We start from the raw sequence: 16,141 nt of genomic DNA, 5'->3' as shown, positions 1-16,141 counted from the left end.
GATGCGCGCGCCCTTCCTAGTCGCCACGGCGCTGCACGAGGCGCCAGTTGATGATCGAGAAGAGGACGACGACGAGGAAGATGCCCCACGCCACGGCGGCGCCGTACCCGAAGTCGTTGTTGTCGAAGGTCTGTTGGAAGAAGTAGAGGACCATCGTCTGACCGGAGTGGCCCGGACCGCCCGCGAACGTGGAGTCGTTGGAGGAGGTCTGGAGCAGCACCTGCGGTTCGGAGAAGCTCTGCAGACCGGTGACCGTCGAGACGACCAGGACGAAGAGCAGGGTCGGCCGCAGCAGCGGCAGCGTGATCCGGAAGAAGGTCTGGATCGGACCGGCGCCGTCCATGCGGGCGGCCTCGTAGAGGTCGCTGGGGATGGTCTGGAGGCCCGCGAGGAAGATGATCGCGTTGTAGCCGGTCCACTGCCAGGTCATCAGCGCGGCGATGGTGACCTTGATGCCCCAGGGCGTGTTCAGCCAGGCCACCTGGTCGATCCCGACCGCGTGCAGGACGGCGTTCACCATGCCGGCGTTGGTCGAGAAGATCGAGCCGAAGACGATCGCGATCGCGACGACCGAGGTGACGTTCGGCAGGAAGTAGGCGACGCGGTAGAGGCCCTTGAAGCGGACCGCGGAGTTGAGCATCACGGCCGTGACCATCGCCAGGAAGATCATGGGGAAGGTGGCCAGGGCCCAGATGATGACCGTGTTGCCGATCGAGTTCCAGAAGTCGCTGTCGCTCAGCAGGTACTGGTACTGCGAGAGCCCGGCCCACTCCATCGAGCCGAGGCCGTCCCAGCGGTGGAAGGACAGGTAGAGGGAGAAGCCGACCGGGAAGAGGCCGAAGGCCAGGAAGATCAGATAGAAGGGGGAGATGGCGGCGTAGAGATGCCAGTACTTGCGAAAGCCGCTGACGGGCTTGGTCGTTGACGGTCGCGCCACCGCGGGCGGCGTCTGCTCCAGGACGGCCATCAGTAGCTCACCCCCAGGTGCTTGGCGATGCGACGGCACTTGCTCATGGCGTCACTCCAGGCGTCCTTCGGGTTCTTGCCGAGGACGCCGACGTTCTTGATCTCGTCCTTGAGGGGCTGCCCGAGGGCGATGTCGAAGGGGCTGTTGTAGGCGACCACGATCTTCTGCGCGGCCGGTCCGAAGACGTCGGTGGTGACCTGGCCGCCGAAGAACTCGTCCGGCTCCCGCATCTGCTCGAGGTCGTAGGAGGCGGGCGTCGAGGGGAAGAGACCCGCGTCGACGTAACCCTGGGCCTGGTTCTTCGCGTCGAGGATCCAGCTGATGATCTGGAACGCCTGCTCGGGCTCCCGGCACGCCTTGGTGATCGACAGGAACGAGCCGCCGCTGTTGGCGGGCCGCACCGGCATCTGCGCCACCCGCCACCTGCCCTTGGTCTTCGGCACACCGTTCTTGATGTCGAACGAGGCCCAGGAGGCGTTCAGTTGGCTCGGCAGCTTGCCGTCCTGGATGGCCGACAGCTGGTCCGGGGTGCCGCTGACCAGGTCCGAGACGATCCCGCGCTGCTTGGCCTCCACGGCCAGCGCCCACGCCCGGCGCACATGGTCCTGGTCGCCGATGAAGTGGCGGTCCTTGTCGACGTACCGCTGCGCGCCCTGCTGGACGACGTTCTCGAAGACGGAGTTGACGTCGGTGAGGAGCTTGGCGTGCGGGACCCGCTTGCCCAGCTGCACGCCCGCGTCGAAGAACTTCTCCCAGGTGTTCAGCTCGTTCGTCACGTCGTCCGGCTCGTAGGGCAGGCCGGCCTTCCGGAACACGTCGTACTGGTAGTAGTGCGCGACCGGTCCGCAGTCGATCGGGAAGCCGACCATCGTGCCGTCGTCGGCGATGCCCTGGTCCCACTTCCAGGACAGGTACTGGTCCTTGTACTTGTCCGCGCCCAGCGTCCGCAGATCGATGAACTGGTCCGCGTTGGGGAGGTAGGCGGCCATGTCCTCGCCCTTGAGTCCCGCGATGTCGGGGATATGGGCGCGGCCCGTGATGGTGGTGATGAGCTTGGAGCGGTACTGGCCGCCGATCTGGATGGCGTCCAGGCTCACCGAGCTGTCGTAGCGGGCCTTGGCGTTCTTCACGACGGTGTCGCTCAGACCGCCGCTCCAGTACCACAGGACCATGTTCCGGCCGGTCGAGCCGGTCGGAACGGCACAGCCGGACGCCAGGCCGCCGAGCGCCGTGGCGGCCGTACCGGCCAGGCCCGCGCGGAGCAGGCCTCTTCGTGAGAGCCGCACAGCTCCCACCGCCTTTCGGATCTTTTTCGAACTTCGCAGGGAAGGGGCGTGGGGGGAGAGGTGGATCAGGTTTGCCGTGCCGGCGGGGTGATCGGGGCGTACGCGACCGGTGGCCCGGGATCGTCCGGGAGCCGGTCCGCCAGGAAGCCGTACGCCGACTTCAGGTCGGGGTCGGTCAGGGAGCGCCACCAGCGGTCGACGCCGTACCAGCCGGGAGCCGCCAGCGCGCCACCGGGCCGCTGGACGGAGAGCCCGGCGGCGAGGACGGCGAACCGCAGCCGTTCCTCCAGCGGCCAGCCGCCGAGCGAGGCGGCGACGAAGCTCGCGCCGAACACGTCACCGGCGCCGGTCGCGTCCAGGACATCGATGTCGAGGGCGGGGACGTCGGCGTACTCGCCCGTCGTCTGGTCCACCGCCACGGCCCCGTCGCCACCGCGCGTGACCACGGCCACCGGCACCAGCTCGGAGAGCGTGCCGAGGGCCGCCCGCGCGCTGTCGGTGCGGGTGTAGGCCATCGCCTCGGACTCGTTCGGGAGGAAGGCGTGGCACAGCTTCAGCTGGTCCAGGAGGTCGGTGGACCACTGCTGGGTGGGGTCCCAGCCGACGTCGGCGTAGACGTGGGTGCCGTTCGCGGCGGCCTTGGAGATCCACTCGCGGGGCTCGGCCTCCAGGTGCACGAGGGCGGTGCGCGCCTCGGGCGGGTCGCCCATCAGCACGTCCTGCGAGAACGGCGGCTCGGAGCCGTGCGTGACCAGGGCGCGGTCGTGGCCCTGGGCCAGCGAGACGGTGACGGGGGTGGGCCAGCCGTCCGCGGTGCGGGAGAGCGAGAGGTCGATGTCCTCCTGGTCGCACAGCACGTCCCGGCAGTACTCGCCGTAGAAGTCGTCGCCGAAGACCGTGGCCAGCGAGGTGCGCAGACCGAACCGGGAGGCCGCCACCGCGAGGTTCGCGATGCCGCCGGGGCCGCAGCCCATGCCGCCGGTCCAGATCTCCTCGCCCGGCGTCGGCGGCTTTCCGAGCCCCGTGAGGACGAGGTCGTAGAAGAGCAGCCCGGTCAGGAGTACGTCGGGCCTGTCGTCATCCACACTCGGCACCTCTCGTCAAAACTCGTCAATTTCGATGACCGGAATCGTGCGCCGCTCCGCACGATTGGTCAATACCCGAGCAGAACTGAGCATGGAAATGATTGAAGATGACGAGTACTGTTCACGGCATGCTGGCGGAACGACGACATCAACTCATCCTGCGGGCCCTGCGCTCGGGCGGCCCCGCGGCTGTGACCGACCTCTCCGAGCAGCTCGGTGTGAGCCCCGCCACCATCCGGCGTGACCTGGTCAAACTGGAGGAGGACGGGCTGCTCACCCGCGTCCACGGCGGTGCCCGCGCCGAGGAGGGCGACCAGCCCTTCGCGGAGGTCGCCGAGGTCCGGGTGGCCGAGAAGGACGCGATAGCGGCGCACGCGGCGGCCATGGTCAAGGACGGCCAGTCGGTCCTCCTCGACATCGGCACCACCGCCTACCGCCTCGCCCGCCAGCTGCACGGCCGCCGCCTCACGGTGATCACCAGCAACCTGGTGGTCTACGAGGAGCTCGCCGACGACGAGGGGATCGAGCTGGTCCTGCTCGGCGGCATGGTCCGCCGCGAGTACCGCTCCCTGGTCGGCTTCCTCACCGAGGACAACCTGCGCCAGCTGCACGCCGACTGGCTCTTCCTCGGCACCAGTGGAGTGCGCCCCGGTGGGCAGGTGATGGACACGACGGTCGTCGAGGTGCCGGTCAAGCGCGCCATGATCAAGGCGAGCGACAAGGTGGTGCTGCTCGCCGACGCGGCGAAGTTCCCGGGTACGGGGATGGCGAAGGTCTGCGGTCCCGAGGACCTGGACGTGGTGGTGACGAACGCGCCGGTGGACCCGGCGACGCGGGCCTCCCTGGAGGAGGCGGGCGTCGCGGTGGCACTGGCAGGAAAGGCTCAAGCGTGAAGCTGACGATTCTGGGCGGCGGCGGATTCCGCGTGCCGCTCGTGTACGGGGCGCTGCTGGGCGACCGTGGTGAGGGGCGGGTGACCGAGGTCGTCCTGCACGACCTGGACGCCGGCCGGCTCACCGCGGTGAGCCGGGTGCTCGCCGAGCAGGCCGCCGCGGTCGAGGACGCTCCCGTGGTGACCGCCACGACCGACCTCGACGAGGCCCTGCGCGGCGCCGACTTCATCTTCTCGGCGATCCGGGTGGGCGGTCTGGAGGGCCGCGCCGACGACGAGCGGGTGGCCCTGGCGGAGGGCGTCCTCGGCCAGGAGACGGTCGGCGCGGGCGGTATCGCCTACGGCCTGCGCACCGTTCCCGTCGCCGTGGACATCGCCCAACGCGTCGCCCGCCTCGCCCCCGACGCCTGGGTCATCAACTTCACCAACCCGGCCGGTCTGGTCACGGAGGCCATGTCCCGCCACCTCGGCGACCGTGTCATCGGCATCTGCGACTCGCCGGTCGGCCTCGGCCGCCGTATCGCCCGCGTGCTCGGCGCCAACCCGCGCGAGGCCTGGATCGACTACGTCGGCCTCAACCACCTCGGCTGGGTCCGCGGCCTGCGCGTCGCGGGCCGCGACGAGCTCCCGCGCCTGCTCGCGGACTCGGAGCTCCTCGGCTCCTTCGAGGAGGGCAAGCTCTTCGGCGTCGACTGGCTCCAGTCGCTCGGCGCGATCCCGAACGAATACCTGCACTACTACTACTTCAACCGTGAGGCCGTCCGCGCCTACCAGCAGGCCGAGAAGACCCGCGGCGCCTTCCTCCACGACCAGCAGGCCCGCTTCTACGACGAGGTCGGCGCCCCCGGTGCGAAGGCGCTGGACGTCTGGGACCGCACCCGCGCCGAGCGCGAGGCCACCTACATGTCCGAGAACCGGGAGACCGCCGGCGCCGGCGAGCGCGACGTCGACGACCTCTCCGGCGGCTACGAGAAGGTCGCCCTGGCGCTGATGCGGGCCATCGCCCGCGACGAGCGCACCACCCTGATCCTGAACGTCCGGAACCAGAGCACTCTCTCGGTGCTCGACAACGATGCCGTGATCGAGGTCCCGTGCCTCGTGGACGCCAACGGCGCCCACCCCGTCACCGTCGCCCCGCTGCCGGACCACGCCACCGGCCTGGTCTGCGCGGTCAAGGGGGTCGAGCGCGAGGTGCTCGCCGCGGCCGAGTCCGGCTCCCGTGCGACCGCGGTGAAGGCCTTCGCGCTGCACCCGCTCGTCGACTCCGTCAACGTCGCCCGGCGGCTGGTCGAGGGGTACCGCGAGGTCCATCCGGGACTGGCGTACCTTAGGTGACCACCTGCTGGTAAGCGCTTTCCCCCGTCTTCCCTGATCTTCCTCCTCCCTGGAGCTCTCCATGCACGACGAACGCCGACGGATCGAGGAGCGCGTAGAGCGCCTCCACACCCAGCGCATCAAGCCCGCGATCTACGCGGCCACCGTCCCCTTCGAGGTCGAGGCGTGGCAGGCGCCCGGGGAGCCGGTCTCCTTCGAGGAGGCCGCCGCGGCCCGCTACGAGCCGTTCGCCATGAACACCCCGTGGGGCCCGCCGTGGGGCACCACCTGGTTCCGGATGCGCGGTGAGGTGCCCGCCGCGTTCGCCGGGCGGCGCGTGGAGGCGGTCATCGACCTCGGCTTCGTCGGCGACTGGCCGGGCAACCAGGCCGAGGCCCTGGTCCACCTGGCCGACGGCCGGCCCCTGAAGGCGGTCAACCCGCTCAACCAGTACGTCCCGATCGCCAACCCCGCCACCGGCGGCGAGCAGATCGACTACCTGGTCGAAGCCGCCTCCAACCCCGACATCCTGGCGAACAACTTCTCCGAGCCCACCCTGCTCGGAGATGTGCTGACGGCGGGCGACAAGCCGCTCTACACCTTCCAGCGCGCCGACATCGCCGTCCTCGACGAGGAGGTCTTCCACCTCGACCTGGACATCCAGGTGCTGCTCGGCGTCATGACCCACCTCGGCGACCACGAGCCCCGCCGCCACGAGATCATGCACGCCCTGGACCGGGCCATGGACGCCCTCGACCTGGACGACGTCTCCGCCAGCGCGCCGGCCGTGCGCGAGATCCTCGCCCCCGTCCTCGCCAAGCCCGCCCACGCCAGCGCCCACGTCGTCTCCGGCGTCGGCCACGCCCACATCGACTCCGCCTGGCTGTGGCCCATCCGCGAGACCAAGCGCAAGACGTCCCGCACCTTCTCCAACGTGACGGCGCTGGCCGACGAGTACGACGACTTCATCTTCGCCTGCTCCCAGGCCCAGCAGTACGAGTGGGTCCGCGACAACTACCCGCACGTCTGGGCCCGCATCCAGGAGTCCGTGAAGAAGGGCCAGTGGGCGCCGGTCGGCGGCATGTGGGTCGAGTCCGACGGCAACCTGCCCGGCGGCGAGGCCATCGCCCGCCAGCTCATCCACGGCAAGCGGTTCTTCATCGAGCACTTCGGCGTCGAGACCAAGGGGGTCTGGCTGCCGGACTCCTTCGGCTACAACGCCGCCTACCCGCAGCTCGCCAAGCTCGCCGGCAACGACTGGTTCCTCACCCAGAAGATCTCCTGGAACCAGACCAACAAGTTCCCCCACCACACCTTCTGGTGGGAGGGCATCGACGGCACCCGCATCTTCACCCACTTCCCGCCCGTCGACACCTACAACGCCCGCTTCTCCGGCGAGGAGATGGACCGCGCGGTCCGCAACTACGCCGAGAAGGGCGCCGGTACGCGCTCGCTGGCCCCCTTCGGCTGGGGCGACGGCGGTGGCGGCCCCACCCGCGAGATCATGGAACGCGCCCGCAGGCTCGCCGACCTGGAGGGCTCACCCAAGGTCGTCGTCGAGCACCCCGACGAGTTCTTCGCCAAGGCCCGCGCCGAGTACGAGGACGCCCCCGTCTGGCACGGCGAGCTCTACCTCGAACTCCACCGCGCCACCTACACCTCCCAGGCCCGCACCAAGCAGGGCAACCGCCGCAGCGAACACAAGCTGCGCGAGGCCGAGTTGTGGGCGACGACGGCCGCGCTGCACGCGCCGGACTACGCCTACCCCTACGACAAGCTCGACCGCCTGTGGAAGACGGTCCTGCTCCACCAGTTCCACGACATCCTGCCGGGCTCCTCGATCGCCTGGGTGCACCGCGAGGCGGAGGCCGAGTACGCGCGCGTCGCCGAGGAGCTGGAGGCGCTGACGGCGGAGGCGGTCGCGGCACTGGGCGGCGGCGGTCAGCGGGTCTTCAACACCAGCCCGTACGACCGCAACGAGGTGATCCGCACGGAGGCCGGCGACCTGGCGTACGTGTCGGTGCCCGCGAACGGCAGCGCTCCGGCAGTGGGCGCCGAGCCTTCGCACCCCGTGACCGTCGAGGGCCGCGTCCTCGACAACGGCCTGGTGCGGGTGGAGGTGGCCGAGGACGGCACGCTCGCCTCGGTGTACGACCTGCGCGCTCGGCGCGAAGTCCTCGCGGACCAGGGCAACCTGCTGCGGCTGCACACCGACCTCCCGAACTACTGGGACGCCTGGGACATCGACAAGCACTACCGCAACCGGTACACGGACCTGCTGGAGGCCTCGTCGGTCGAGGTCGTCTCGGACGACCCGCTGCTCGCCGCGGTCCGGGTCACACGCGACTTCGGCAAGGGCTCGAAGCTCGTCCAGACCATCACCCTGCGGGCCGGCAGCCCCCGCATCGACTTCGAGACCGAGATCGACTGGCACGAGGCCGAGAAGATCCTCAAGGCAGGCTTCCCGGTGGACGTCCGCGCCGCGCACTCCTCCGCCGAGATCCAGTTCGGCCACATCCAGCGCCCCACCCACACCAACACCAGCTGGGAGGCGGCCCGCTTCGAGGTCTCCGGCCACCGCTGGGTGCACGTGGGTGAGCCCGGCTACGGCGTCGCCGTCATCAACGACTCCACCTACGGCCACGACGTCACCCGCACGGTCCGCGAGGACGGCGGTACGACGACCAAGGTCAGCCTCAGCCTGGTGCGTGCCCCGCGCATCCCGGACCCGGAGGCCGACCAGGGCAAGCACCGCTTCACCTACGCGCTGCTCCCCGGCGCGAGCATCGAGGACGCGGTCGCCGAGGGCTACGCCCTCAACCTGCCGCTCCGTGTGGCCGACGCGGCGGGCGCGCCCGAGCCGGTCGTCTCGGTCGACGGCGACGGCATCACCGTGGAGGCGGTCAAGCTCGCCGACGACGGGTCCGGTGACGTCGTGGTGCGCCTGTACGAGTCGCGGGGCGGCCGTGCGCAGGGGCTGCTGCGGACCGGCTTCCCGCTCACGGGGGCCGACGTCACCGACCTGCTGGAGCGCCCCCTGGAGGCCGCGAACGTCGCGGACGGCACCGTCTCCGTCGCGCTGCGGCCCTTCCAGATCCTGACGCTCCGACTCCGGAGGGGATGACCCGTGGCGATGCAACCGTGGTTCACCGACGCCAAGTTGGGGATCTTCGTCCACTGGGGGATCTACGCCGTCGACGGCGTCCAGGAGTCCTGGTCGTTCTACGACGACATCGTGCCGCACGACCGGTACATGTCCCAGCTGGACCGCTTCACCGGCGCCAAGTACGACCCGCGTGAGTGGGCCGACCTGTTCGCCCGCGCGGGCGCGAGGTACGCGGTGCTGACGACCCGTCACCACGACGGAGTGGCCCTGTGGGACACGGAGTTCGGCGACCTGAACCTCGGCAGGGACTACCTCGGCCCCTACGCCGAGGCCCTGCGGGAGAAGGACCTCAAGGTCGGCTTCTACTACTCCCACTCCGACTGGAACCATCCCGACTACGCCAGCACCCGCAAGCCCGGCCGACCGCCGGAGCAGGAGGACAACCGGTACTCCGAGTGCGCGGCCGAGGACGAGGACCTGGCGGCCTGGGAGAGGTTCCTCGCCTACCGCGACGGCCAGATCCGCGAACTGGCCTCCCGCTACCGCCCGGATCTGATGTGGTTCGACGGCGAGTGGGACCGCAGCGAGGAACAGTGGCGTATCCCGGAACTGGCCGCGCTCATACGGTCGTACGTGCCGGACGTCGTGTTCAACGCGCGCATGCTCAGCGAGGGCGACTACGCCACCCCGGAACAGGGCGCCCCCCTCGAACCCCCGTCGGGACCCTGGGAGTTGTGCCTCACCATCAACGACTCGTGGGGTTACCAGCACGCCGACCACAACCACAAGTCGCTCACCCAGCTCATCCGCTACTTCACCGAGACCATCGGGGGCGGCGGCAACCTGCTGCTCGACGTCGGCCCCATGGAGGACGGCACCATCCCGCAGGCTCAGGTGGAGCGCCTGGAAGGGCTGGGGGAGTGGATCGGCCGGCACGCCGAGGCCGTGTACGGCACGGTGCGCGGGCTGCCGGCCGGGCACCACTACGGGCCGAGCACCCTCTCCGCCGACCGGCGCACGCTGTATCTGACCCTCTTCGACATCCCGCGCGCCGAGATCGGCGTCCGTGGTCTCGTCACGGGGGTCCGCAAGGTGACCGTCCTCGGGACCGGGGCCGAGCTCGGCCATCGGGTCGTCGGCGGGCTGCACGACGCGGTGGGGGTGCTGTGGATCGACCCGCCCGCGCTGACCGACCTCGACCCGCACGCGACGGTGCTCGCGGTGGAGCTGGACGGGGAGCTTGAGCTGTACCGGGGCGCTGGTCGGTTCTGAGGACTGGACGGTTCTGTCTGAGGACCAGCCGGTTCTGAGGGAGGGCTTCGGGGGTTTCCCATCAAGAATTAAGAGAGCGGTAAGTGACCAGGTCACGGTGGGTTTTCGGCCCGCCGTGACCTCTCTCGTTTCCCTGCCCGACATCTTCGTGTCGCCCGCCGCCCCTGGGATGCGGAACGCAGTGGCGTGAGAGAGAGGTGGCACCGTGCGAGACCCCCGCATGTCCGCGATCGGCAAGGGACTGAGGCGTCGAGGGAGGCTGATGAAGGAGGCGGTGAGCCCGCCGCGCCGGAACCTGGACGCCGTACCCGCACCCCGGCCCGGGCCCACCCCCGACCGGTACACCGCCCCGTGCGCCCCGCGCCTCGTGGAGGCGCCGGTGTTCGTGCTGTCGTCCGTACGCTCGGGCTCGACCCTCCTGCGGGTGCTCCTGAACAGCCACAGCCGGATCCGCGCCCCGCACGAGATGCATCTGCGCACCCTGCACGTGGAGTTGAGCCGTGACTTCACCGCGGAGGCCATGAAGGCACTCGAACTGGACCGGCGGGAACTGGAACACGTGCTCTGGGACCGGGTCCTGCACCTCGAACTCGCCCGCAGCGGCAAGGACGTCATCGTCGACAAGACCCCGGCGAACGCCCTCATCTGGCCCCGGCTGCACCGATGTTGGCCGCAGGCGAAGTTCATCGTCCTGCTGCGCCATCCGGGCGCCGTAATCACCTCGCTGACCAACCGCCGAACCCATCCCGACCATGAGGCCATCCGGGCGGAAGTCCTGGAGTACGCCGAGAAGTTGGAGGAGGCGCGGGTGAACCTCGACGTGCACGTGATCACGTACGAGGAACTGACGGCCGAGCCGGAGCGGACCACCCGCGGTCTGTGCGACTACCTCGGTGTGCCGTGGGAGTACACCATGCTGGACTACGGCGACCAGGACCACGGTGCCTTCCGCCCCCAGCTCGGCGACTGGAGCAGCACTATCAAGTCGGGCCGCGTCCAGCCCGCGCGCCCGGCGGACCCGGAGACCGAACTGCCCCCACGCCTGGCCGAGTTGGCGCGGGCGTGGGGGTACCGTTCCGGTTGAGCGTCAGCCGGTGAAACCGGCCGTGATCGAGGTGAACTGCCAGTTGTTCTGGCTGATGCCGGAGCAGTTGCTGACCACGCCGCCACCCGCGCACGGCCGGTCACGGTTGACCGACCAGAACGCGAGCCGGGCGATGTGATGCGAGTTCGCCCAGTCGCGGATCTGGGTCCAGATGGCGGGGCTCGTCAGTTCCTGCTGGTCGCTGAGCCCGTTCATGCCGGAGATGCCGATGTGGGCGTAGGCCGTCGCGTCGTCCCACCCGAAGGTGGACTTCAGCTTGGCCTTCAGCCCCTCCGTCGCGTTCACGGTGTTGCCGTACATGTCGGAGCCGCCGCCGAAGTCGAACGGCATGATGGTGAAGACGTCGATGTCGGCGCCGATGGACTTGGCCTGCTCGATCAGCCGGTTGCCGTAGTAGGTGGGTCCGGTGGTCGAGGTGCCGAAGGTGACGATGGTCTTCAGACCGGGGTTGTTGGCCTTGACCGTCTTCAGCGCGGTGAGGATCCGCGCCTGCACGGCCTCGTTCTCGAACTCGTCCGTGTTCTCGATGTCCATGTCGATCGCCTTGAGCGAGTAGGCGTCGATCACCTTCTGGAGGGCTGCGGCGAGCGCACTGGCGGAGGAGCAGTTGGCGCCGAGCTTGCTGCCCTGCCAGCCGCCGAACGAGGGCACGATGTCCCCGCCCGCCGAGCGGATCTGGTTGATGACGGTCTGGTCGACGCCGCCGGTCAGCGGCCGGGCGCTGTCCCACATGGGGTTGCAGCCGCCGCCGTCGAGCATGAACGCCATCGTGAACCACTTGATGCCGGTCGAGCTCATCACGGTCGACACGCTCGGCGGGTCGCCCCAGCCCTCGTACAGATAGGGCGCGGCCTGCTTGAAGCCGGTGCCGCCCCCGCCGCCCGCGTCGGTCGTGACGCTCACCGAGTTGGAGGCCGCCGAGGAGTTCCCGGCCGCGTCCCGGGCCTTCACGGTGAAGGTGTAGGCGGTACTGGCCGAGAGCCCGCTGACGGTGGCCGTCGTACCGGAGACACTCAGCACCTGGTTGGAGCCGCTGTAGATGTCGTACGCGGTGACGCCGACGTTGTCGGTCGAGGCGTTCCACGCGAGCGACACGGACGACGAGGTCTTCCCGGTGGAGCGCAGGCTCGCGGGTGCCGTCGGGGCCTGGGTGTCCGAACTGCCACCGGGCCCGTCGAGGCTGATGTCGTCGGCGTAGTAGGTGCCCTGCGCGTACCAGCCGTGGGTGTAGATGGTGGCGCTGGTCTGCGAGGCACCGGTGGTGAAGTTGACGCTGAGCTGGGCGTACGCCGACGGGGAGGTCGTCCAGGTGGAGGCGCCGCCGTCCACACCGAGATAGACGTAGCTGCCGCGCACCCAGCCGCTGAGCGTGTACGCCGTGTTCGGCTTCACGGCGACGGTCTGGCTGCACTTGGCGTTGTCACTCGAACTCACCGCCCCCGCGAGGGCCTTGGAGCCGCCGTGCACGGGGGAGGAGACGACCGAGCCGAGGTTCCCGGTACAGGACCAGGGGGAGACGCCACCCGACTCGAAGCCGGGATTGGTCAGAATGTTCGCTGCCTGGGCGGTACCGGGCAGAGCAACGGCTCCACCGAGCGCGAGCCCGGCGGTGGCGAACAGCGCGAGAAGCCGACGTCTGGGACGCCGTGTCGTGTTGCTGAGTGGGTTGCGCACGCGATCTCCCTGAAGAAATGGGGGTGTTCGGGAGTACAGGGGGTGCGCAACAAAGTTGGTATGGACCAATGTGCCTGTCAAGGAGATTGACGGAATTGGTCCATACCGGTGAGGCTGAGGTCCTTCTTAGGGGCGCGGGGAACTGCGCGACAAGCCACGAACTACCCGCACCCGGCAACGAACCTAGAGCGGCAGTGCAGAAGCCGCAGCCTCGCTCACGACCGGCTCAGCCATCGCCGGCGCCGGCATCGCGGGCAACGGCTCCGAAACCTCCCGCTGCTGCGGCAGCGAAACCGCCCGCAACGGCCGAGGCCCCGACACCACCGTGTAGTCCTGCCCCAGGAACGGCGGAGCCATCACCCCCGGGTCCTCGCCCAGCGCCAACTGCACGGCAGCCCACGGCGCGTTCACCCCGCACAGCGACAGCTGGTGCAACCCTCCAGCAGGACGCGTGTTGACATCCATCAGAACGGGCCGGTCGCCGAACATCCGGAACTGGATGTTGGACAGGTAGTGCAGCCCGAACCCCTCGGCGATCAACCGCGCCGGCTCCAGCCACTGCTCGTGCAGCGTGAACCCGCGCCGACGCCCGTTCTTCGTCCGCCCCACCGCCAGGCGCAGCCGGTTGTCGGGACCCGTGAGGCAGTCCACCGACACCTCCGGCTGCTCAAGACGTGGCATCACCAGCCAGTCCACCGACTCCTCGGCCTGCGTCAGCGCCTCGACGACCACGTCCAGCGGGACGTACGGGCTCGGGAAGCCGTTGAGGTGGGAGAGCGAGAAGGGGGCGCGTGTGATCACGCGGAAGCCCACCCCGCCCGCGCCGGACGCCGGCTTGAAGCACGCCTTGTGACCGTCCGCCTCCAACTCCTCGACCGCCGCGACGAGTTCGTCCGCCGACCGCACCCGGAACCAGGGCGGCACCGGCACCCCGACCGCCTGCACGGCCTCGTAGGCGATGACCTTGTCCTCGAAGACGGCCACGGCCTCCGGCGGCGGCGCAAGGAGCGCCGTACCGACCGCCGCGAAGTCCGCCCGGTGCGCCACGATCGCCGACTGGTGCAGCCGGGGCACGAAGACATCGATGCCGCGGCGCTGGCACTGGTCGAGCGCGTACTCCACGTACCCGGCCGGGGACAGGCCCTCCGGCTCCAGATCCGCCGTGTCGGCGGCGGCCAGTACGGGGGAGTCCGCGTCGCCGTGCGTGGCATGGATCTCGACGGCGCGATCGCTGGGATTTTTCCGCAGCTGATCCATGAAGAACACGTTCTCCGCGTACGTGCGGTTGAGCCAGACGCGTACGCGAGAGATCATGCAGGCCGCCTTTCGGGGTTTTCGGGCACGGCGAAGCAGGCCGTGCCCGGCCAGGGTGGTAGAGGGGACACCAAACCGCCCTGTAAGAAGGGAAGTTCACAGCGGTGGTGTTGGGGCGATCATACGGCCTGCCGGAGGCCTCGCGTGCAACGTGCGTGTTACGGATTTTTCGATCTTGAACTACTCTCCGCGGCTCCGCCTGAATATGCTGTCGTGGACGTGTCCGGGTGCGCGGAGGGGGCGAAGGTGACGTCGACGGCCGGTGGCGCCGGACAACTGCTGGCCATCAGTGATCTGCACATCGGCTACCCCGAGAACCGTGCCCTGGTGGAGCGGATGCGCCCCGGTTCGGACGACGACTGGCTGCTGGTCGCCGGTGATGTCGCGGAGACCGTCAGCGCGGTCCGCTGGGCGCTGGAAACCCTCGCGAGCCGCTTCCGCAAGGTGATCTGGGCCCCCGGCAACCACGAACTGTGGACCCACCCCAGCGACCCCGTCACCCTGCGCGGAGTCGCCCGCTACGAGCACCTCGTCGAGGTCTGCCGCGAGATCGGCGTCATCACTCCCGAGGACCCCTACCCCCTCTGGGAGGGGCCCGGCGGCCCGGTCGCCGTCGCCCCGCTGTTCCTCCTCTACGACTACTCCTTCCTGCCCTCCGGCTGCACGACCAAGGACCAGGGACTGGAGTACGCGCACGGCACGGGCATCGTCTGCAACGACGAGTTCCTGCTGCACCCCGACCCCTATCCGACCCGCGAGGCCTGGTGCCGCGCGCGGGTGGCCGAGACCGAGCGCCGGCTCGAAGCACTGCCGGACGACCTGCCCACCGTCCTGGTCAACCACTACCCGCTGGACCGGCACCCCACGGACGTCCTGTGGCACCCCGAGTTCGCCATGTGGTGCGGCACCACGCTGACCGCCGACTGGCACCGCCGCTTCCGCGTCCGGACCATGGTCTACGGCCATCTGCACATCCCCCGGACCACCTGGCACGAAGGGGTGCGCTTCGAGGAGGTGTCGGTGGGCTACCCGCGCGAGTGGCGCAAGCGGGCGGAGCCGCCGGGGCGGCTGCGCCTGATCGCGCCCGAGGAGGTCGGCGCGCGGTGATCGAGGACCTGCTGCCGGACCCGGTGGTGGCCGTGGAGACCTACGGCCCGGGCGAGCCCGAGAACATCAGGCTGTATCCCGAGGAGGCCGCGCTCGTCGCGCGGTCCGTCGCCAAGCGCCGCCGCGAGTTCACCCTCGTACGGGCGTGCGCCCGACGGGCGATGGAGAAGCTCGGTGTGCCCCCGCAGCCGGTGCTCCCCGGCGAGCGCGGTGCTCCGCAGTGGCCCGCAGGACTCACCGGCAGCATGACCCACTGCGACGGCTACTGCGCCGCCGCCCTCGTCCGCTCCACCGACCTCGCCTCCCTCGGCATCGACGCCGAACCGCACGGGCCGCTCCCGGACGGTGTCCTCGCCAGTGTGTCGCTGCCCGGGGAACGGGACAGACTGCGCCTGCTCGCCGGGACGCACCCCGGCATCCACTGGGACCGGCTGCTGTTCAGCGCCAAGGAGTCCGTGTACAAGGCGTGGTTCCCCCTCACCGGCTCCTGGCTCGACTTCGCCGAGGCCGACATCGAGATCCTCGTCGACCCCGGCGCGGCCTCGCGCGGCCGGTTGCGCGTCGAACTGCTCGTGCCGGGGCCGGTCGTGGGCGGCCGGCGGCGTGATGTCCTCGAAGGGCGCTGGACGGTCCGGGACGGGCTGGTGGCCACGTCGGTGGTCGTGCCGCACACCTGAGTGCGCGTGCGGCACGGCCGGTGTCGGTCGGGCGGGTCGGGCGGTTCCCCACCGCCCCGTCCACCGGCTGGCTACCGACCCGGCGGGCACCAGTTCTGGAGCAGCCGGAAGAAGGCCTCCTCGTTGCCCGCCAGGCCTGCGTCGGCCAGCGCCTGCTCCGCCTCCGCGAGCACGGAGGGCGGGACGACGGGTGGTCGCCTTCCGTCCGGCGGGCCGTCGAACGCGGCCCTGACGGTGTGCAGCAGCCGCAGGTAGGCCTGTACTGCGGTGCGCTCGCGGTCGGTGAGTACGGCGGTGGGCATCGGTCGGCTCTCCCCAAGTCGGCTCGTCGGTCGGCCCCGC

13 protein-coding genes are annotated in these 16,141 nt (G+C 69.9%); 7 read left to right on the top strand and 6 right to left on the bottom strand.

Annotation, left to right across the window (positions count from 1 at the left end; translation table 11 throughout):
- Positions 1 to 16: 16 nt before the first annotated feature.
- The 3 genes from OG885_RS07615 to OG885_RS07605 all read right to left on the bottom strand — a co-directional run bounded on the left by OG885_RS07615 (position 17) and on the right by OG885_RS07605 (position 3,338).
- Positions 17 to 967 (bottom strand): carbohydrate ABC transporter permease, encoded by a 951-nt coding sequence (locus tag OG885_RS07615; RefSeq protein ID WP_405727985.1) that lies wholly within the window; start codon positions 965 to 967, stop codon positions 17 to 19.
- Entirely contained in the window at positions 967 to 2,253 is a 1,287-nt protein-coding gene (locus OG885_RS07610) for an extracellular solute-binding protein (protein ID WP_405727982.1), read from the bottom strand. The genes OG885_RS07615 and OG885_RS07610 overlap by 1 nt, the downstream gene beginning before the upstream one ends.
- A gap of 65 nt (positions 2,254 to 2,318) precedes the next feature.
- Positions 2,319 to 3,338, bottom strand: a complete 1,020-nt coding sequence (locus OG885_RS07605; protein ID WP_405727979.1) for a carbohydrate kinase family protein — start codon at positions 3,336 to 3,338, stop codon at positions 2,319 to 2,321.
- 128 nt (positions 3,339 to 3,466) lie between these two features.
- Between OG885_RS07605 and OG885_RS07600 the strand changes: the two genes are divergently transcribed.
- The 5 genes from OG885_RS07600 to OG885_RS07580 all read left to right on the top strand — a co-directional run bounded on the left by OG885_RS07600 (position 3,467) and on the right by OG885_RS07580 (position 11,006).
- Entirely contained in the window at positions 3,467 to 4,231 is a 765-nt protein-coding gene (locus OG885_RS07600) for a DeoR/GlpR family DNA-binding transcription regulator (protein ID WP_405742635.1), read from the top strand.
- Entirely contained in the window at positions 4,228 to 5,565 is a 1,338-nt protein-coding gene (locus OG885_RS07595) for a 6-phospho-beta-glucosidase (protein ID WP_405727976.1), read from the top strand. The genes OG885_RS07600 and OG885_RS07595 overlap by 4 nt, the downstream gene beginning before the upstream one ends.
- Before the next feature lie 61 nt (positions 5,566 to 5,626).
- A complete protein-coding gene (locus OG885_RS07590) occupies positions 5,627 to 8,668 on the top strand; it encodes an alpha-mannosidase (protein ID WP_405727973.1) in 3,042 nt (1,013 codons plus the stop codon).
- Between the two features lie 3 nt (positions 8,669 to 8,671).
- Positions 8,672 to 9,922, top strand: a complete 1,251-nt coding sequence (locus OG885_RS07585) for an alpha-L-fucosidase (RefSeq protein WP_405727970.1) — start codon at positions 8,672 to 8,674, stop codon at positions 9,920 to 9,922.
- A 205-nt stretch (positions 9,923 to 10,127) separates the two neighbouring features.
- Positions 10,128 to 11,006, top strand: coding sequence for a sulfotransferase family protein (locus OG885_RS07580; RefSeq protein ID WP_405727967.1), 879 nt, complete (start codon positions 10,128 to 10,130; stop codon positions 11,004 to 11,006).
- Positions 11,007 to 11,009: 3 nt separating this feature from the next.
- Here OG885_RS07580 and OG885_RS07575 read toward each other — a convergent pair whose 3' ends face one another.
- Positions 11,010 to 12,701: a carbohydrate binding domain-containing protein gene (locus OG885_RS07575; RefSeq protein ID WP_405727964.1), complete on the bottom strand. Its 1,692-nt coding sequence runs from the start codon at positions 12,699 to 12,701 to the stop codon at positions 11,010 to 11,012.
- Positions 12,702 to 12,884: 183 nt separating this feature from the next.
- Complete coding sequence (locus OG885_RS07570) at positions 12,885 to 14,015, bottom strand: ATP-grasp domain-containing protein (RefSeq protein WP_405727961.1); 1,131 nt, start codon at positions 14,013 to 14,015, stop codon at positions 12,885 to 12,887.
- A 246-nt stretch (positions 14,016 to 14,261) separates the two neighbouring features.
- Here OG885_RS07570 and OG885_RS07565 point away from each other — a divergent pair, with 246 nt between their 5' ends.
- Positions 14,262 to 15,122, top strand: a complete 861-nt coding sequence (locus tag OG885_RS07565) for a metallophosphoesterase family protein (RefSeq protein ID WP_405742633.1) — start codon at positions 14,262 to 14,264, stop codon at positions 15,120 to 15,122.
- Positions 15,119 to 15,799: a 4'-phosphopantetheinyl transferase gene (locus tag OG885_RS07560; RefSeq protein ID WP_405727958.1), complete on the top strand. Its 681-nt coding sequence runs from the start codon at positions 15,119 to 15,121 to the stop codon at positions 15,797 to 15,799. Before OG885_RS07565 ends, OG885_RS07560 begins: the two co-directional genes overlap by 4 nt.
- A gap of 71 nt (positions 15,800 to 15,870) precedes the next feature.
- On the opposite strand, the gene OG885_RS07555 is transcribed toward OG885_RS07560, so the two are convergent.
- Positions 15,871 to 16,101: a hypothetical protein gene (locus OG885_RS07555; protein ID WP_399964441.1), complete on the bottom strand. Its 231-nt coding sequence runs from the start codon at positions 16,099 to 16,101 to the stop codon at positions 15,871 to 15,873.
- Positions 16,102 to 16,141: the final 40 nt, after the last annotated feature.

Origin of the sequence: Streptomyces sp. NBC_00028 (assembly GCF_045041065.1) — a bacterium.
Taxonomy (GTDB): Bacteria; Actinomycetota; Actinomycetes; order Streptomycetales; family Streptomycetaceae; genus Streptomyces.
Note: the sequence above shows the minus strand (reverse complement) of the source record. Positions and strands in the feature narration are given on the sequence as shown.